The sequence below is a fragment of the Roseibium sp. AWQ4_290 genome (assembly GCF_056160985.1).
This window is the reverse complement of sequence record NZ_JBSWYG010000028.1, coordinates 1-17,200: the sequence shown is the minus strand read 5'-3', so window position 1 is coordinate 17,200 and position 17,200 is coordinate 1. Positions and strand designations below refer to the sequence as shown.

The 17,200-nt window shown below is 58.2% G+C and carries 16 protein-coding genes and 1 pseudogene; 12 read left to right on the top strand and 5 right to left on the bottom strand.

All coding sequences use genetic code 11. The features are described 5' to 3' along the window. The 5 genes from ACXAH0_RS22625 (at window position 1) to ACXAH0_RS22605 (ending at window position 4,362) form a co-directional block, all read left to right on the top strand. Complete coding sequence (locus ACXAH0_RS22625) at window positions 1–462, top strand: MarR family winged helix-turn-helix transcriptional regulator (protein WP_475195245.1); 462 nt, start codon at window positions 1–3, stop codon at window positions 460–462. Beyond that, the gene (locus tag ACXAH0_RS22620) at window positions 459–1,670 is read left to right on the top strand and encodes a multidrug effflux MFS transporter (RefSeq protein ID WP_475195243.1); all 1,212 of its coding nucleotides are present in this window, start codon (window positions 459–461) and stop codon (window positions 1,668–1,670) included. The genes ACXAH0_RS22625 and ACXAH0_RS22620 overlap by 4 nt, the downstream gene beginning before the upstream one ends. A 118-nt stretch (window positions 1,671–1,788) precedes the next feature. Next, entirely contained in the window at window positions 1,789–2,607 is an 819-nt protein-coding gene (gene folP, locus ACXAH0_RS22615; RefSeq protein WP_475195240.1) for a dihydropteroate synthase, read from the top strand. Between the two features lies 1 nt (window position 2,608). Beyond that, on the top strand, window positions 2,609–3,121 hold the full coding sequence (gene folK, locus ACXAH0_RS22610; protein ID WP_475195237.1) for a 2-amino-4-hydroxy-6-hydroxymethyldihydropteridine diphosphokinase: 513 nt from the start codon (window positions 2,609–2,611) through the stop codon (window positions 3,119–3,121). Window positions 3,122–3,315: 194 nt separating this feature from the next. Then, the gene (locus tag ACXAH0_RS22605) at window positions 3,316–4,362 is read left to right on the top strand and encodes a phosphatase PAP2 family protein (protein ID WP_475195233.1); all 1,047 of its coding nucleotides are present in this window, start codon (window positions 3,316–3,318) and stop codon (window positions 4,360–4,362) included. A gap of 144 nt (window positions 4,363–4,506) precedes the next feature. On the opposite strand, the gene ACXAH0_RS22600 is transcribed toward ACXAH0_RS22605, so the two are convergent. Continuing rightward, on the bottom strand, window positions 4,507–5,202 hold the full coding sequence (locus ACXAH0_RS22600; protein WP_475195230.1) for a hypothetical protein: 696 nt from the start codon (window positions 5,200–5,202) through the stop codon (window positions 4,507–4,509). Window positions 5,203–5,212: 10 nt separating this feature from the next. After that, window positions 5,213–6,433, bottom strand: coding sequence for an argininosuccinate synthase (locus tag ACXAH0_RS22595; protein WP_475195228.1), 1,221 nt, complete (start codon window positions 6,431–6,433; stop codon window positions 5,213–5,215). A gap of 265 nt (window positions 6,434–6,698) precedes the next feature. Between ACXAH0_RS22595 and ACXAH0_RS22590 the strand changes: the two genes are divergently transcribed. The 3 genes from ACXAH0_RS22590 to ACXAH0_RS22580 are packed head-to-tail and all read left to right on the top strand — an operon-like array spanning window position 6,699 to window position 9,824. Then, window positions 6,699–7,109, top strand: a complete 411-nt coding sequence (locus ACXAH0_RS22590; protein WP_475195225.1) for a DUF3302 domain-containing protein — start codon at window positions 6,699–6,701, stop codon at window positions 7,107–7,109. After that, the gene (locus ACXAH0_RS22585) at window positions 7,106–8,257 is read left to right on the top strand and encodes an HlyD family secretion protein (RefSeq protein WP_475195223.1); all 1,152 of its coding nucleotides are present in this window, start codon (window positions 7,106–7,108) and stop codon (window positions 8,255–8,257) included. The genes ACXAH0_RS22590 and ACXAH0_RS22585 overlap by 4 nt, the downstream gene beginning before the upstream one ends. A gap of 46 nt (window positions 8,258–8,303) precedes the next feature. After that, window positions 8,304–9,824: an efflux transporter outer membrane subunit gene (locus tag ACXAH0_RS22580; RefSeq protein WP_475195221.1), complete on the top strand. Its 1,521-nt coding sequence runs from the start codon at window positions 8,304–8,306 to the stop codon at window positions 9,822–9,824. 105 nt (window positions 9,825–9,929) lie between these two features. Here the strand turns inward: ACXAH0_RS22580 and ACXAH0_RS22575 are convergent, their stop codons facing one another. Beyond that, on the bottom strand, window positions 9,930–10,520 hold the full coding sequence (locus ACXAH0_RS22575) for a TetR/AcrR family transcriptional regulator (protein WP_475195218.1): 591 nt from the start codon (window positions 10,518–10,520) through the stop codon (window positions 9,930–9,932). 168 nt (window positions 10,521–10,688) lie between these two features. On the opposite strand from ACXAH0_RS22575, the gene ACXAH0_RS22570 reads away from it, so the two are divergent. Together ACXAH0_RS22570 and ACXAH0_RS22565 are read left to right on the top strand one after the other, a co-directional pair. Then, the gene (locus tag ACXAH0_RS22570; RefSeq protein ID WP_475180270.1) at window positions 10,689–11,150 is read left to right on the top strand and encodes a (2Fe-2S)-binding protein; all 462 of its coding nucleotides are present in this window, start codon (window positions 10,689–10,691) and stop codon (window positions 11,148–11,150) included. Between the two features lie 3 nt (window positions 11,151–11,153). Then, a complete protein-coding gene (locus tag ACXAH0_RS22565) occupies window positions 11,154–13,343 on the top strand; it encodes a xanthine dehydrogenase family protein molybdopterin-binding subunit (RefSeq protein WP_475195216.1) in 2,190 nt (729 codons plus the stop codon). Between the two features lie 1,285 nt (window positions 13,344–14,628). Here the strand turns inward: ACXAH0_RS22565 and ACXAH0_RS22560 are convergent. Next, window positions 14,629–15,543, bottom strand: coding sequence for a LysR family transcriptional regulator (locus ACXAH0_RS22560; protein ID WP_475186310.1), 915 nt, complete (start codon window positions 15,541–15,543; stop codon window positions 14,629–14,631). A gap of 113 nt (window positions 15,544–15,656) precedes the next feature. On the opposite strand from ACXAH0_RS22560, the gene ACXAH0_RS22555 reads away from it, so the two are divergent. Both ACXAH0_RS22555 and ACXAH0_RS22550 read left to right on the top strand, forming a co-directional pair. Beyond that, entirely contained in the window at window positions 15,657–16,250 is a 594-nt protein-coding gene (locus ACXAH0_RS22555; protein ID WP_475195213.1) for a glutathione S-transferase family protein, read from the top strand. Between the two features lie 7 nt (window positions 16,251–16,257). Continuing rightward, window positions 16,258–16,653: a VOC family protein gene (locus ACXAH0_RS22550; RefSeq protein ID WP_475186316.1), complete on the top strand. Its 396-nt coding sequence runs from the start codon at window positions 16,258–16,260 to the stop codon at window positions 16,651–16,653. A gap of 107 nt (window positions 16,654–16,760) precedes the next feature. On the opposite strand, the pseudogene ACXAH0_RS22545 reads toward ACXAH0_RS22550, so the two are convergent. Beyond that, a pseudogene (locus tag ACXAH0_RS22545) lies at window positions 16,761–17,200 on the bottom strand (hypothetical protein); the annotation flags it as partial.

Genomic DNA, 17,200 nt, shown 5'->3' with positions numbered 1-17,200 from the left:
ATGAACATTGCTTATCCCAATGTGAGCGTCACGATGCTGGTCGTGGATCTGGCACGGCTGCTGCGGCGCCGGTTTGAGGCCGCGCTCACAGAGGTGGAAACGGGGTTGACGGTGGGCGAAGCGCGCACGCTGGCTTATGTCTGGTGGCATCCTGGCCTGCGTCAGGCGGCCCTGGCCGACCTGATGTATGTGGAGCCGATGACCCTGGTCGGCTATCTGGATTCCCTGGAAAAAGCCGGGCTGGTGACACGGCGGGCCGACCCGAAAGACAAGCGGGCCAAGCTGGTGGACGTGACACCGGAAGCCGACCCGCTGCTGGAGCGCATCAGCGCTGCGCTGCAAGCCGTGCGCGCGCAGGCCCTGGAAGATATGCCGGACGCCGACCGGTCCCAACTGGAAAGCCTTCTGCAGGACATGAAGGACAATCTTTTGGCCGAGGCGGACAAGGGCAAGCGCAAATGAAACTTTGCCCTGATCAGATGAGTGCCCGGCGCACCTCTGTTCTGGGCGCTGGATTGGTGGCCATCGGTCCGGTGTCGATGGCGCTCTATACCCCGGCCATGCCAGCACTGGTGCAGGCGTTCGGCACCACAGAGCCCGCCGTCAAGCTGACTTTGACCGCCTATTTCGCCGGATTTGCCCTGGCCCAGCTGGTTTGCGGGCCCTTGTCCGATGCATTCGGGCGCAAGCCGGTCACACTGCTGTTCCTGCTGCTTTATCTGGTGTCCAGCTGTCTGGCGGCCTTTGCTCCGACGGTTGAATTCATGGTGTTGGCCCGCGCGCTTCAGGGCATCGGGGCGGCGGTCGGCATTTCTGTTTCCCGGGCGATTGTGCGGGACCAGTTCACCGGGCAGGCCTCCGCCCGGATCATGAACGCCATTGCCATGATGCTGGCGCTCGGACCTGCTATCTCGCCGACCATTGGCGGGGTCGTTCTGGAGCTTTTCGGCTGGCGTGAAATCTTCTGGTGCATGGTCGTTTACGGCATCGTTCTGATGGTTTCGGTGATGTTCTTTCAGGTGGAAACCAATGCCCGGCCCGGACTGCATCATCTTAATCCGGGCCAGCTTGCACGCAATTATCTGCCCCTCCTGAAGGACCCGCGCTTTCTGGCGCCGAGCCTGCTGATTGGCTGCGGTCTTGGCAGTCTTTATGCGCTGGCTGCCGTTCTGCCCTTTGTGCTGATCTATGAGGTTGGCCTGACCCCGTCCCAGTTCGGCCTGACCATGATGATCCAGTCCGGCTCGTTTATGGCGGGAACCATGGTGACCGGGCGGCTGTTGCGCTTTTACGAGGCTCACCGGCTGGTGCCCTTCGGCATGGGGCTGTGGATTGTCTCTTCCTCGCTCATGTGTTTCCTGACGCTCACCCAGGAGCCCGGTATTGCAACGGTGATGGGGCCGGTGGCCCTGTTTGTCTTTGCCCTGGCGCTTGTGCTGCCAGCCTGTTTCACCGATTCCATGGCGCCCTTCCCCCATATTGCCGGGGCCGCGGCCGCCATGGTCGGCTTTCTGCAGTTTGGCGGCGGCATTGTCGCCAGCCTGATCGTGGCCTGGATGGGCAATCCGCTGCTGGGACTTGCCACCGTGCTGCCGCTGATGCCAATCGCCGGAATGGTCCTCTATCTCTTCTTCCGCAGCCAGAGCGCCCGCATGGCCGCCGCCGAATAGGCCGGTACAGACCCCAGGGCCGCTTTCTTCTGACGTGCAGATGGCCTTCGCGGACCGCTCCGCTTGACCGGGCGGCGGCAACAGGGCATCTGTCCCTCTTCAATTGAAAGGGACCTGAATGGCGAAAGCCTCTGACTATATCCTGCCGGGGACCCGGGCGCATGTGATGGGCATCTTGAATGTCACCCCGGATTCCTTTTCAGATGGCGGGCAGCATGACGGCAAGACGGCAGCGCTTGCGCATGCACGGGCCATGATCGCGCAAAAGGCCGACATTCTGGATGTGGGCGGGGAAAGCACGCGCCCCGGCTCGGTGCCTGTGGCGCTGGAGGAAGAATGGCGGCGTCTGGCTCCGGTTCTGGAGCCGGTCTGCGACCTGGGGGTGCCGGTCTCCATCGACACCTACAAGGCCGAGATCGCCCGGCGTGCCTGTGCGGCCGGGGCGGTGATCGTCAATGATGTCTGGGGCCTGCAGCGCGACCCGGCTATGGCCGATGTGGTGGCAGAGGCCGGTGTTCATGTGGTGATGATGCACAATCGGGAGACTGCGGATGAAAGCCTTGATATCCTGAGTGATATTGACCGCTTCTTTGAAACCTCTCTCAACCTTGCACAAAAGGCCGGAATTGCCGCGCACAAGCAGATCCTTGATCCGGGCTTTGGCTTCGGCAAGACCATTGACCAGAATTTTCTTGTGCTCAACCGGTTCGGCACTCTGCAAAAACATGGCTTTCCGTTGCTTGCCGGGGCCTCACGCAAACGCATGGTCGGCGCGGTGTTGAACGCGGAGATGGAAGACCGGCTGTACGGCTCCCTGGCCGTTCACATGGCCGCGATCCAGAACGGGGCCGGGATCGTGCGGGTGCATGATGTTGGTCCGCATGCCGATTGCGTGCGTATGCTGCAAGCCATTCACCTTGAAAGATCTTCTGCCTGACATGACCTCCACTTCGACTGCTCCCCTTGAAGCGCCGACCCGCTGTGCCCTCGGCCTTGGCTCCAATCTCGGCGATCCGGTGCACAATCTTCAAGCGGCCCTGGGCCTTCTGGAGGCCACGGACGGGCTGGAGCTGGTGGCCTGTTCCTCCAACTACCGGACCCTGCCCTGGGGACCGGTGCCGCAGGATGATTTTGTCAATATCTGCGTGATTGTTGATACGGTGCTGAGCCCGCGCGCGCTTCTGGAGCGTTGCCTTGCGGTGGAACAGGAGCTGGGCCGGGTGCGGGATGTGCGCTGGGGCCCACGCATCATCGACGTGGATGTCCTGATCTGCGGCATGCAGCGGGTGCAGGAGCCGGATCTGGAAGTGCCCCACCCGCGCATGGCCGACCGGGCCTTCGTGCTGATCCCGCTCGCCGAAATCTGGCCCGATGCCCCCCTTGCCGACGGCCGCACCGCCGCAGAGGCTCTGGAAACCTGCCCGGATCAGGAAGGGGTGGTGAAGCTTTGAGTGACGTTTCCCCTAGAGCCTCAGCCGGTAGTGCATTGCTGATCATATCTGTTTAACGTCAGCAGCATTCTGTCCGGATAACGAGGGCGTCAGTCCGGGCATTTAAATTTAGAAATAGAAAGAAAGAAACATTTAAACTCTGAAATATAAATCTGTCGCTTGGCGTTATTGATCGGTAAAGCGGTGGGACAGTCGTGACGGCTTCGGATTCTTTTGTTCAAGGGGCGCGTGTTGGCAATGAAAACACCAGGTTCGTTGTCGCCTCAGACACAATTGCTGCCGCTTCCAAAGCGCCTGCGAATGCGGGAAGCGTTGAGCTGCCGTTTCCTGGTAAGCTAAATCTTGGCCTTGTAGCGTTGATCCTGGTTTCGACTGTTGTCTTGTATTTTGTCACTAAGCCGACCATCGAGCTGGTTTCATTTGCGCCATATGGTCTTATTATCTCAATATGTCTTTTCCTTTCCTACTACGTCCGCCGGGCTGCTTTCAGTGATGTTTTCCAGCAGCGTATGGATTTTCTTCTCAAGGGCTTGGCATTCATATTTGTTGCTCTGATAACACTACGCTTGTTCAATCATCTAACAATGAGCCTCGCATTTCCACTGGCCGACAATCTGTTGAACGGTTGGGACAATGCACTTGGTCTGAACTGGGTTGCCTATTTTTCATTTGTGCAAAGCCGTCCGTTTTTATCCCGGCTTCTTGAGGTAGCCTATGTGGCATTTGATGTCGCAAGCGTCCTTGGTTTTCTGGTTCTGGTTGTTGCGGGGTATTTGCGCCGGGCCCGTTACTTCTGCGAAATTTTTCTGATTACCGCCGCCGCATCAACATTCATTGCCATGTTCTTTCCCGCCATGGCTGCCGTTTCCTACCACCTTGGGGAAGTCTCTTCTGTTCCTGGTTTTGCAAATGTGCCGGGTGTGTATCATTTGAAGCAATTCGTTGCTCTGAGAACCGAACAAGTGCCCACAATAAACCTGCTGTCCGCAGCAGGATTGGCAACTTTTCCATCCTTTCACACAGCAGGCGGTATTTTGCTGATCGCTGGGTTTTTGAGGACACGCTTTTCTTGGGCCGTATTGGTGTTCGCCGGCATTATGTTCGCGTCAGTTCCGGTTTTTGGAGCGCATTATTTTGTCGATATGATTGCTGGAACCTTGTTGGCGGTGGCTGTCTGTGTGCTGAATGCACGGCGCTCATGTTACCGTGGCCTGTTCGCGAAAGACGCCGCTCGCTACTGACCAAGTCCTTGGTCTATTTTTAGTTCAAATGTTGGTTGCTATGATTTGGAGTATTTCTCTGGTTCTGGTTTAACTGGAAATACATTCTACCAAGCGCGGTCAAATGGGTCATGATCAATTGCGCTTGGTATCAGGTGCCGAATTCTAAAATTTGGCAAAGCTCTCCATGTGAAACCGTGCGTTATCCGGAGCCTGGCGATGATCCCTGCCAACGGGGCAGGCGTGTCGGGCACCGCAGCCGGACCAGCAGGCCGCCTCGGGGCTACTGTGCAAATGGGTCTGGCAGGCAGCAACGTCATAGCCGTTTTGTTCTGAAATCGCACTGACCGGGCAAACGCTCAGACAGGGCTTGTCCTGACAGGCCGTGCAGGGGCCGTTTTTCCCGCTGGAAGCCGATGGGCCTGTTTCAGGCAGAAAGGGCTCCGGGCTCAGAACCGCGGCTCGGAAGCCCGCCCAGGGGCCGAAGTCTTCATGGACCAAGACACCAAGCGGGCTTTGGGAAAAGCCGCCGCATTTCAGCGCCCATTGCTGAAACGGGCAATAGGGCGGCCCTTCGAAGGGAAAGGCAGCTTCGTAACCGCAGGTTTCGGCAAGGTCCTGAAGGCAGCGCCGGGTGTAACGGTCGAGCGGGTCCGGCTGGCCGCTTCTGTATTCCGGACTTGCCGTAAGGTGCGGCCAGATCGAGGGACCGGTGCTGCCGATCAGGAAAAGGCTTCGGGGCTCCTTGCCGCCTGAAAGCAAGGGGACGGAGTCAGCTCCGTCCAGGGCAAAGCCGCCGAGCAACAAAAACCCGGCGGCAGCAAGGTCCTGTTCGAGCTTTGCTGTCGCCGGGTGTGTCATTTCAGGCGTCTCAGCCGAGCCGGTTGCGCTTGGCCAGGGTCCGCAGGCGCAGGGCGTTCAGCTTGATGAAGCCCGCAGCGTCCTTCTGGTCATAGGCACCCTGGTCGTCCTCGAACGTGACCAGTTCTTCCGAATAGAGCGAATAGGGCGAGGCCCGGCCGGTGACAATCACGTTGCCCTTGTAGAGTTTCAGGGTCACGGTGCCGGTGACATGCTCCTGGCTGTGGTCGATCAGGGCCTGCAGCATTTCACGCTCAGGCGAGAACCAGAGACCGTTATAGATCAGCTCCGCATAGCGGGGCATCAGCTCGTCCTTCAGGTGGGCGGCCCCCCGGTCCAGGGTGATGGATTCGATGGCCCGGTGCGCGGATAGAAGGATCGTGCCGCCCGGGGTCTCGTAAATGCCGCGGCTCTTCATGCCAACGAACCGGTTTTCCACCAGATCCAGCCGGCCAATGCCATTGTCACGGCCATAGTCATTCAGCTTGGCAAAGAGTGTGGCCGGGGACATTTTTTCGCCGTTCAGGGACACCGCGTCGCCTTTTTCAAAGCCGATCTCGATCTCGGTGACCGCATCCGGAGCTTCGGTCGGGTCAACCGTGCGCTGGAACACGTAGTTCGGGGCTTCTTCGGCCGGGTCTTCCAGAACCTTGCCCTCGGAGGAGGAGTGCAGCAGGTTCGCATCAACGGAGAACGGGGCTTCGCCGAGCTTGTCCTTGGGCACCGGAATCTGGTGCTTTTCGGCAAAGTCGAGAAGGTCTGTGCGCGACTTGAAGGACCAGTCGCGCCAGGGGGCGATGACCTTGATATCCGGGTTCAGCGCATAGGCGGAGAGTTCGAACCGGACCTGGTCGTTGCCCTTGCCGGTGGCGCCATGGGCAATTGCGTCGGCGCCGGTTTCCTCGGCAATCTCGATCAGGCGCTTGGAAATGAGCGGGCGGGCAATGGACGTGCCGAGCAGATAGACCCCCTCATAGACCGCGTTGGCGCGGAACATCGGGAAGACGAAGTCACGGATGAACTCTTCGCGCAGGTCATCAATGAAAATTTCCTTGATGCCAAGCATCTCGGCTTTGCTGCGGGCCGGTTCCAGTTCTTCGCCCTGTCCGAGATCGGCCGTGAAGGTGACGACCTCGCAGTCGAGATCGGTCTGCAGCCATTTCAAAATGATGGATGTGTCGAGGCCGCCGGAATAGGCCAGCACGACTTTTTTGATGTCTCCAAGCGCCATCTTAGGGAAGGTCCAGTTCGAGGTTGTCGGCGGGTTGACCGCACTGTTGAAATTTTGCGGCAATTTAGCCGTTTCTTTGCGCTGCGCAAGCCCCACAATCTCGTTGCGGACCAGTCAGAAAGCGACCCTCTGGCGTGCAAAAGATGCGGTCAGCACGTTCGCTGAGGGCCGTTTCGGTTGACCTTCTGCCGGTGAACCATGTTAACACTACGTAAGAACAAGGTGTGTCCGGCTCACATTCTGTGACGCCCGGATTGGGGGTGGAATGGATCTGATCGACTTCCAGCTCGATAGATATGACTACGCAACGTTTGTCGTGCTGCTTCTGGGCGTAATTGCTTTCTTTTACGCCATGATCACACTGGGTGGCCTGCCTGGAAAGCTGGCGGAAAAGCGTAATCACCCCCATGCAGATTCGGTAAAGCTTGGCGGCTGGATCGGTCTCTTTACAGTCTTTCCCTGGATACATGCCCTGATCTGGGCCTATCACGACAGCCTGACCGTGGATGTGCGCAAGCTGCCTGGAAAGGGGGCTGAGGCGGGGCATCAGAGTGCTGAAGCGGCTGCGGATGCAGACGGGGTACTGCAGTCACCGGTTCCAACCGCAGAGGCGCCGGGCCCGGTTGAAGCGCCGGAAGTCGCCGGGTCAGGTCCGAAGGACGGGGCAGCCTCATGACCGTCGCGTTGCTGATTCTGGCCTTTTACGCGCTGTTCATGTGGCTGGTTTTCTACAAGTTCCGCTGGCTGAAATTTAACATCGCCTGGGGCGTGGTCACGTTCTGGGTGGGGTTTCATGTCCTGTTTTTGCTGGTGGTGTTCCTGCGGTTTTATACGCCCTACACGATTGACGGGCATGTGATCCGCCAGACGGTTCAGATCGCCCCGCGCCTGCCGCATCCGACCTTGCTCACTGAGGTCTATGTGGCGCAGAACCAGAAGGTCAAAAAAGGCGACAAACTCTATCAGTTCGATACGGCGCTCTATGCTGCGCAACTGGCCGAGGCCCAGGCCAATCTGGCCAGCGCCCGCCAGAACGCGCTCATCCTGAACGAAGATGTTGCGCTGGCCCGGGACACACTGACACAGGCGCAGGCCAATGAGGCCTTTGCGCAGGAGCAGGTCAAACGCTACACCAACCTGGTGCCAAGGGGCGGGGCAAAGCAGGAAACGCTTGATAAATGGACCTCCCAGCTGACTGCGGACACGGCGCAGGTGGCAGAAGCGCAAGCCGACCTGAAAAAGGCCCAGCTTGCGGTCGAGGCGACGTTTGACGGGGTCAATGCCCAGGTTGCAGCCGCCCAGGCCCAGGTGGATCAGGCGCAGTACTATCTGGACCAGACCACGGTCTATGCCCCCGAAGACGGGGTGATTATCAGCCAGCAGGCCCGGCCCGGTCTGGTGGTCGGCGGCTTCCGGATCGGGGCCATTGCGGCCTTCGTGGCGGATGCGGACCCCTATTTTCTGGCGACTTTCTATCAGGAGCATCTGAAATTCGTTAAGCCGGACCAGCCGGTGGAAGTGGCTCTGGACATTTATCCCGGCCAGATTTTCACCGGCAAGGTGAAGGCCATCTGGGAAGGCACGGGCCAGGGACAGATCGTGCCCCATGGACGTGTGCCGGAGTTCTTGTTCATGAGCCCCCAGGGGCGGTTCGCCGTCGAAATTGTTCTGGATGAGGATCCTGCCTTGAAACGCTATCCGGCGGGCGCCCATGGGGCTGCGGCGATCTATACCGGAGGTGGTGGAGGCTGGGTCGCGGTGCTGCGGCGCATGAACATGCGGCTTTACACCTGGGTCAATTTCATTGTGCCGTTTGATGTTTAGGGGCTGGGCGCAAATGGGGCGGCTGACACAAACAGGACAAAAGCTCGTGGTTGGCGCAGGCCTGATGCTGGGCGGCTGCATGGTCGGGCCTGATTTTGAGCGCCCGGAAGCGCCCCGCCTGGACAGCTGGAGCGCGGGCACGGATCTGCCAGTCGACAGCCGCACCGGGTTCACCACCCGAAGCGCTGTGTCTGTGCCCTGGTGGCATGTGTTCGCAGATGACACGTTAAACGGCCTGATTGCCGAGGCCTACCGGCAGAATGTGGAGCTGCAGGCGGCCGGGGTGCGGGTCTATCAGGCCCGGGCGCAGCTCGGCATTGCCCGGGGCGAGCTCTTTCCCCAGGTGCAGGAGATCAATGGAGGCTCCAGGAGCATCCGCTTCAGCGCCAAGGACCCGTTCATCCGCGATCTGGAGCGGGTTGGTCTCGTCAATGACCATATCACCCGGGTGTCCACCGGCTTTGACGCGGCCTGGGAACTGGATGTCTGGGGCAAGGTCCGCCGGGATGTGCAATCGGCCGATGCCAATTTGAAGGCGATGCTGGCCTCTTATGACGATGCCCTTGTCACTCTGACGGGCGACATTGCGGCGACCTATGTGACCGTTCGGGAATTGCAGCGCCTGATCGTGGCAGCCCGGCGGAATGCGGCGCTTCAGAAAAAGTCTCTCGATCTCACCCGGCTGAGGCTCGAAAACGGCACGGCGGCGAAGCTGGATGTGGACGAGGCAGAGGTGCTCTATAACAGCACTCTGGCCAGTATTCCCGGCTATCAGGCCGAGCTGGCACAGGCGTATAATGCACTCAGCCTGCTGTTGAGCGTTCCTCCGGGCCGGATGAAGGCCCGGCTGGGCCCGTCCGGCCGGTATCCGAAGGTTCCGGCGGAGGTGGCGATCGGGGTGCCGGCCGATCTCCTGCGCCGGCGGCCGGATATCCGCTATGCGGAATATGTGGCGGCGGCGCAATCGGCTCAGATCGGTGTCGCCAAGGCGGATCTGTTTCCCGCTTTCACGATTTCCGGTGCCATCGGGGTGCGGGCGGATGATTTTTCCAACCTGTTCAACAATGGCACCACAGCGGGGTTTATCAATCCGGGGTTTTCCTGGAACTTCCTGAATTACGGGCGCATCCAGAACAATGTGCGGGTGCAGGACGCCAAGTTTCAGCAAGCCTTGCTCAGCTACAAGAACACGGTGCTCAGCGCCTATTCGGAAGTTGAAAATGCGTTGACCGCGTTTTTGCGGTCCAAGCAGCAGGCGGTCTATCTGCGCCGTGCCGTGACAGCGGCCCGCAGCTCGGTTTCGGAGGTTGCTGCCCAATATGAGGATGGCACCGCTGCCTATAACCGGGTCGTGGATGCCCAGAAGAACCTGCTTACCGCCGAAGAGCGCCTGATTGCGGCCGAGGCGAATGTGCTGACCAACCTGATCGCGGTCTATAAGGGGATCGGCGGGGGCTGGGTGCCGGACAATGTTGAGGGCCTGATTTCGGAAGACACCCGCCGCCAGATGGCAGAGCGCACCCGCTGGGGCCAGCTTCTGGAAAAGACACCGGACGGGTCGGGGTAATACCGACTGCACCTAACCAAACAGGCTCCAAACACGGCCTCTGGCGGCGGGCGTCTACATCATCAGGCTCCGGAGCAGGCCGCCGGAAGGTGTCACTCTGGAGGCTCAAGCGCCGTATCGGGCCAAAAACAAATCCACGCTCTCTTCGATGATTTTGCCCACCTCGTCCCGGCCGGGCACGCGGGCGGCGTAGATATTCGGAAAGAAGGCGCGGGATTTGATCAGGCCCAGAAACTGCTCGGCGGCAACAGACGGGTCTCCGGCGGTCAGTTTGCCTTCCCGGGTCGCCTTGCCGATGATGTCTGCGAAGACGCTCAGTTTCGTCATGCGCGTATTCAGGTCGGCGGCCAGATCCGGGTCGCGGATGGTTTCGCTCAGGACCATGCGGGCAAGGCTCATGAAAGAGGGGGTGACCATCAGCTCGCCTTCCGCCCAGCCAAGGCGCACCAGGGCCTCGCGGATGGGAAGCGCGGGATCATAGGACAGCTCCAGCGCCTGGTTCACTTGATCGGCGAGCGACTGGCTGATCGCCCGGAACAAGGCGTCCTTGCTGTCGAAATGGTTGTAGACTGTTCGTTTGGAGACATGGGCCCGCTCGGAAATCCGGTCCATACTGGCGCCTGCATAGCCTTTTTCCTGAAATTCCGCGATGGCCGCGCAAATGATCTGCTGTTTCTTCTGGTCGGATAAGGACATGTCCTGCGCGCGTCAGCTCCTTTGCATCTCTTGCCGCTCCGCTCTTTCTTCCCAAAAAAAGTACTCTATGTAAACTGAAGCGTTTACAAAAAGAAATCCGCGCAATAAACTGCACGGTGTAGTTTACATTCTTCAGCCAGTGAAAGCCAGCCAGGGGAGGAACCTTGCATGTCAGTGACACTCAAGATCAACGGGCAAACGCGGACGCTTGAAGCCGATCCGGACAGCCCGCTTTTGTGGGCCTTGCGCGACGAACTCAAGATGACCGGAACGAAATTCGGCTGCGGCATTGCCATGTGCGGTGCCTGCACCGTTCACTGGGACGGCGTGCCGGTGCGGTCCTGCCAGACCTTTGTCGGCGATCTGGACGGGGCTGAGATCACCACCATTGAAGGTCTTGATGGGGTTGCGGCTGCCGCTGTTCAAGACGCGTGGACCGAGCTGGATGTGCCCCAGTGCGGCTATTGCCAGTCCGGCCAGATCCTGGCCGCCGCCGCTCTCTTGAGCGAAACGCCCAAGCCGAGCGACGAGGATATCGACGCGGCCATGGACGGCAATGTCTGCCGCTGCGCCACCTATGCCCGTATCCGCAAGGCCATTCACCTGGCCGCCGACAAGATGGAGGGCTGACCCATGCTGCATCATCTGACACAGCCGTTGCAGGCGGCCCAGCCAAGCCGCCGCTCTTTTTTGAAGCTCACCGCCGGAACCGCCGGGGGGCTGGTGCTGGCTCTTTCTCTGCCTCGCGGCGCCGAAGCCTCCGCAGACGCCGGGGAGTTTGTTCAGCCCTTTGTTCACATCCGCCCGGACAACAAGGTGATTGTGCTTTCCAAACATCTGGACAAGGGCCAGGGCACGGCCAGTGGTCTTGCAACCCTGGTCGCGGATGAGCTTGATGCGTCCTGGGATCAGGTGTCGGTCGAGTTCGCACCGTCCAATCCCAAACTCTATGCCAACACGCTGTTTGGAGTTCAGGGCACCGGCGGGTCGACCGCCATGGCCAATTCCTTCCTGCAATACCGCCAGGCAGGAGCCGCCGCCAAAACCATGCTTGTGGCCGCTGCCGCCGCAGACTGGGGTGTGCCTGCAGGCGGCATCACCGTGTCCAAGGGCGTTGTCAGCCATCCGTCCGGACAGTCCGCCAGCCTCGGAGAGCTTGCCTCTCTGGCCGCCCGGCAGCCGGTCCCGGCAGATCCGGTTCTCAAAACCCCGGATCAATGGGTTTATATCGGCAAGTCATTCCCGCGTCTGGATGTGAAGAACAAGACGGTTGGCGCGCCCGGCACCTACACGATGGACTTCCAGCGTGACGGCCTGCTCGTGGCAACGGTGGCGCGGGCGCCCCGCTTCGGCGGCAAGGTCAAGTCCTTTGATGTCAAAGAAGCCATGGCCGTGCCCGGTGTGGTCAATGTGCTGGAAATCCCGACCGGCGTGGCCGTGATCGCCACCTCCACCTGGCCGGCCATCAAGGCCCGGGATCTTCTGGAAATTGAATGGGATGACAGCGCGGCGGAAACCCGGTCCAGCGACGCGATGATGGGTGAGCTGAAAGAGATGACGGCCCGGCCCGGCATTCCCGTGCGTGAAGATGGTGATGTGGACGCAGCCCTTGCGGCCTCGGACCGGGTGATTGAAGCCGATTTTGAGTTTCCCTTCCTGGCCCATGGGGCGATGGAGCCACTCGATGCGGCGATCCTGTTCGACGGAGAGACCGCAGAGTTTTGGTTCGGGTCGCAGATCCAGACCATCGATCACAATGTGGCGGCCACCGTGCTCGGCATTCCCTTTGAAAAGGTGTCGATCAACACGCTCTGGGCGGGCGGCTCTTTTGGCCGCCGGGCGCAGCAGGACAGCCATCCGGTGGCCGAAGCCGCGTTCCTGGCCAAGGCCATGCTGGCAGACGGCATGGACCCTGCGCCGGTCAAGATTGTCTGGACCCGGGAGGATGATATGAGCGGGGGCTATTACCGGCCCATGTCAGCGCACAAGGTCAAGGTGGGGCTGGATGCGGAGAACAATGTCACCGCTTTCAAATACACCATTGCGGCCAAATCCATCATCAAGGGCTCGGCCTTTGAGGCCATGTTGATGAAGGATGGCGTCGATCACAACATGACCGAAGGCGCCCATGACACCACCTATGCCTTCCCGCTCATGAACATGGATCAGGCCTTTCAGGAAACGGCCGTGCCGGTCTTGTGGTGGCGGTCCGTGGGGCACACCCACACGGCCTATGTGATGGAAACCATGATGGACCGCCTGGCCAGGGAAGCGGGCAAGGACCCGGTGGCCTACCGGCTGGAGATGATCAAGGACGATCCGCGCAAGGCCGCCGTTTTGAAACTGGCAGCCGAAAAGGCGGGCTGGGACAAACCGCTGCCTGAAGGCCGCTACCGGGGTGTTGCCGCCCACAAGTCCTTCGGGTCCTATGTGGCGGAGGTTGCGGAAATCTCCTTGCGCGATGACGGCACGATCAAGGTGGAGAAGGTCGTGGCAGCTGTTGATTGCGGCATTCCGGTGAACCCGGACAATATCCGTGCCCAGGTGGAAGGCGGTATCGGCTATGGCCTTGGGGCCATCCTGCGCAATCAGGTGACGCTTGTGGACGGGGTGGTCGAGGAGACCAATTTCGACACCTATGAGCCGATCCGCATGTCCGACATGCCGGAGGTCGAGGTGCATATCGTTGCTTCAAGCGAAGCGCCGACAGGCATAGGCGAGCCGGGCACACCGCCGATCGGACCGGCGGTCGCCAACGCGATTGCAGCCGCCAAGGACGAGTGGGTCACCAGCCTGCCGCTGACAAAGGCCGGTCTGGTCTGATCCCGTCTGACCGGCAAAAAAGAAACGGCCGCCTTTCAGGCCAGCCCCTATCTTGAGTGCGGTTTCAAGTAAACCGGCTCTCGCCTCCTTTCAAAAGGCGAGAGCTTGGGTCCGGGGCAGCCGTTCTTTTGCCATGCAGGTTTCGGCTCACCCAATGAGCAAAGTCGGCATGAATACGACGGGCGAAGAGTTGCTTCCGGCCCTTTGCTGCCATAGGCTGTGATCTCATTCAATGACAGCTTCGCGTCCCCATTTCAGTCATTCGTGCCTCCTACCGTATTTCTTGCAAGCTGCCATTCGTCTCGACCTACCTGATGCTCAGTATGTGGCGGCAAGCGTTTTTGCCGGCTTCACGCACAACGTGCGCTCGAAAAGGTCTTGTTCGCTGTCTTGACTGTCCGATTGTTAAATTCGAGCCTTGCGGATACGAAATCGCAGCAAAAGACAATGTCCGCAAAGGTATGCCCCTGCGGACGAGGCGTTAAACTTCTCAAAGATTTGGGTACACCAATTTATGGACGCTAAATGACCACACTTGAGCTGTGCCAAATAGGTATAGTTTTGTGTACGGCATTCCCGTATGCCGCCTTAAGCCCATGCCGACTGTTCCCGTTGTGACAGGCTTTCGCTCAATGGCTGGTACTTATCTGCTGGATGGGGACTTAGAGTGCCTATGGGGGAAACTGGCCTGCACTATTGCTATGATACCCCTTCGAAAAAATTTGTCAGATCTGAATGTGGAGATTGCCCCGTTGTGGTTCCCTTGCCTGCGTAGTTTTGAGTGTGCCTTGCAGAGCTGCCCGATCTAATGAAAAGTAGATGTAGAGTCTGCGAACATTCAGTTCTTGGTTGCTATGCATTCGAGAAGTTGCTTCCATGGATCAATAAAGAAGGGGGAGAGACTTCGTGGCGACTGCAAGCAACAACTCCTGCGATCGCGAACACACCATCAGTCTCAATGTCGTGTTTGGGCTCTTTTGTTGAGTTCGCTGCAATTTGAACGAAATCAAACTATGCGGGACGTTTTGGACGGTTCGCACTTGCTGTGCAAATTGCGGTTTATGGGCAAGCGCGAAGTGCATTTGCTTTAATATTGGAACCGTTGCAGAAGTCATTACTTTTGCAATACCTCACTTATTCTCGCAAAAAGCGGGGAAAACGTAGGACAAGGCCCGACAGCAGGCAAGACCATAGATAGCTGCTCTGCCCGAAGACGATTGGGCCGTTGATTTTAAACAAGCACACCAGCCCATCGACTGGAAGGTGTCGATTGATCCAGTCCCAACTAAATCTGGAGATTCTTTTCCGATAATCTTTCTCTTAGCAGCGGGGCAGCGAAATCGACAAAAGCACGCACCCCGGGACGCGTGTGCCGATTTGCCAGTCGGAATATATTCACAGGCACGCGGTTGTCGTCGTACTCACGCAAGATCTCAACGAGCCGCCCTTCTGGAAGCGCATCTGCGAGCTGGTACGAAAATGCCCGGGTGATACCCAATCCAAATTTTGCGGCAGTGATGGCGGATTCCACATTGCTGGTTGAGATCCTTGGTCCAATGCGCACGATCCTCCGGCCATGATCGTTGCTCCGAAACGTCCATCTGAGGTCTCCGACCATGCTCTGGGCAACGATGCAATCATGCTGTTCCAACTCGGCAGGATCTTCAGGTATTCCATTATGGGCCAGATAGTCGGTCGAGGCGCACACCACCTGGCGCAAAATGCCCGCTCCAGTAACGAGATGCCCGGTATTGCTCAATTGGCCCACCCGTATCGCCACATCCACACCCTCTTCGAGAAGATCAACCCGCCGGTCGACAAATTCCAGTCTCACCTTCACATCCGGATAAGCACTAAGAAAGTCGCGAACAACAGGCAGAACGTGCAGTCGGCCCAAAGCCACGGGAGCTGTCAAACTCAAAGCCCCCGAGGGAACTTTGGTTTTGGTTGAAATTTGGGCTTCAGCGGCTTCAAGGCTGTCAAGGACACAGCGAGCTGTCACCAAATAATCCTGCCCTTCCGGCGTCAGAACCATCCGACGCGTACTCCGGCTCACCAGACTACAGGCCAAATGTTCTTCAAGCTGACCCAGAATACGGCTGACATTGGTCAATGGCTCGCGCAGCGCACGCGCGGCACCCGTCAAACTTCCGGCATCAGCGACAGCAACAAAAATCGTCAAAGCCCGCAGGTGGTCCATACATATTTCCAAAATTTGAAATTCTATTTTCCAACTATTCCATCTTCTGGAAATAAAAGGAATATGCAAAAAATTTGCAATGGTAAAAACACATCACGCATGGGGAGGAAGTCGTGAAACTATACGATCTTGAATTATCTGGTAATTGTTACAAAGTCCGCCTGTTTTTGGCGTTGATTGGCCATGACTACGAACTGGTTCCAGTCGATTTTCTGGACGGAGAGCATAAAAGGCCTCCGCTGAGCAATCTTAATCCATTTGAAGAGATTCCCATTCTCACTGATGGCGACCTAACCTTGCGCGACTCTCAGGCAATACTCATTTATCTCGCCAAAAAATATGGTGGCGAAGCCTGGTTGCCTTCCGAACCTGCGTCCATGGCGACAGTTATGGAGTGGATGAGCACGGCTGCAAACGAAATTGCGCGCGGCCCGAACGATGCCCGCCTGCATGACAAGTTTGGCTATGACCTTGATCACGGTCTCGCAGCAACAAAAGCCGCGCGTGTTTTGGGCCTGCTCGAACAGCACCTTGAAGGAAAAGAATGGCTCGCTCTTGGCAGACCAACCATCGCCGATATTGCCTGCTTCCCATATGTGGCTCTTGGCCACGAAGGACGTGTGCCGGTCGGTGAACATCCGAATGTGCAAGCTTGGATAAATCGTATCAAGGCTTTGCCGGGCTTTATTTCCATGCCAGCTTTGTGAGTGCGCCATGGGCTTTAAGGTAACAGCATATGAACATGTCGGGATCCGTGTTTCTGACCGCGATATATCCAAGGCTTTTTATGAAAAGCTTGGCTGGCGAGAAGAAATCAACCTTCCCGAACATCACGCAAACGAAATGGTGAATGACGCGGGGGTCTATATCAATCTCATTTTCAACGGGGCCAAACGAGCAAAGAATGCGCTGATGGACGAGCCGATCAAGCTTCCCGGTATCACCCATGCCGCCTTCATCGTCACGGACCTTGATGATTTGATGGCCACCTTGGAACGCGAAGGCATCCCTCTTAGCGGAGGGCCCTTCATCTACAGTGATCGACGCCGCCTGATTTTCATTCGCGACCCGGATCGCAACGTTCTGGAATTCAACGAAATCCTGTCCTAGACCCGTCAAACATGGTCAGGACACTCAACCTCATTTACAAAATGGTTGAGTGTCCGCCATGCCCTCTGCGCTAATCCAAGCGCGCTTCCTTCTCGCGCCGTTCAAAGTCATAGACCTCGCCAGTTGATGCCAATTGGCAGATGCGCAGTGGTGTGCCATCGTCGCTCAGTTCCACGATACCGATGCCAGATGCGTTCAAAATGCGCCGTCCTTTGGGGTGTCCCCAACGGCTTTCTTGGAACGATGCGCATGCCTCTGCGGCGTTTCAGCCAATTGAGAGGTGATCGCGGAGAAAAGAACCACCGATTGCTGTGATCCAGAAATGCCAGAAGCCTGTCCGGCCATTTGTTCTTGATGCCGCTGGAGCAAATCTGCCAGATTTCGGGATTTTGATCACTTTGCCCTGTTCTTGATCGTCGACCATTGCGCAATTGAAGTGTCCGCCCGGTGAAGCCGGTCTTCATGGCGGCGCCGCGCTCTGTTACGCTGCTTTTGCAGCGTAACACCAAGGCATGAGTTCGTTGATGCGATTGATCTTGTGGTCGGC

Excerpts from the sequence above, each read along its gene's own strand:
- ACXAH0_RS22625 (WP_475195245.1), top strand. The coding sequence starts at position 1 with ATGAACATTGCTTATCCCAATGTGAGCGTCACGATGCTGGTCGTGGAT.
- ACXAH0_RS22620 (WP_475195243.1), top strand. The coding sequence starts at position 459 with ATGAAACTTTGCCCTGATCAGATGAGTGCCCGGCGCACCTCTGTTCTG.
- folP (WP_475195240.1), top strand. The coding sequence starts at position 1,789 with ATGGCGAAAGCCTCTGACTATATCCTGCCGGGGACCCGGGCGCATGTG.
- folK (WP_475195237.1), top strand. The coding sequence starts at position 2,609 with ATGACCTCCACTTCGACTGCTCCCCTTGAAGCGCCGACCCGCTGTGCC.
- ACXAH0_RS22600 (WP_475195230.1), bottom strand. The coding sequence starts at position 5,202 with ATGACACACCCGGCGACAGCAAAGCTCGAACAGGACCTTGCTGCCGCC.
- ACXAH0_RS22595 (WP_475195228.1), bottom strand. The coding sequence starts at position 6,433 with ATGGCGCTTGGAGACATCAAAAAAGTCGTGCTGGCCTATTCCGGCGGC.
- ACXAH0_RS22590 (WP_475195225.1), top strand. The coding sequence starts at position 6,699 with ATGGATCTGATCGACTTCCAGCTCGATAGATATGACTACGCAACGTTT.
- ACXAH0_RS22585 (WP_475195223.1), top strand. The coding sequence starts at position 7,106 with ATGACCGTCGCGTTGCTGATTCTGGCCTTTTACGCGCTGTTCATGTGG.
- ACXAH0_RS22575 (WP_475195218.1), bottom strand. The coding sequence starts at position 10,520 with ATGTCCTTATCCGACCAGAAGAAACAGCAGATCATTTGCGCGGCCATC.
- ACXAH0_RS22570 (WP_475180270.1), top strand. The coding sequence starts at position 10,689 with ATGTCAGTGACACTCAAGATCAACGGGCAAACGCGGACGCTTGAAGCC.
- ACXAH0_RS22565 (WP_475195216.1), top strand. The coding sequence starts at position 11,154 with ATGCTGCATCATCTGACACAGCCGTTGCAGGCGGCCCAGCCAAGCCGC.
- ACXAH0_RS22560 (WP_475186310.1), bottom strand. The coding sequence starts at position 15,543 with ATGGACCACCTGCGGGCTTTGACGATTTTTGTTGCTGTCGCTGATGCC.
- ACXAH0_RS22550 (WP_475186316.1), top strand. The coding sequence starts at position 16,258 with ATGGGCTTTAAGGTAACAGCATATGAACATGTCGGGATCCGTGTTTCT.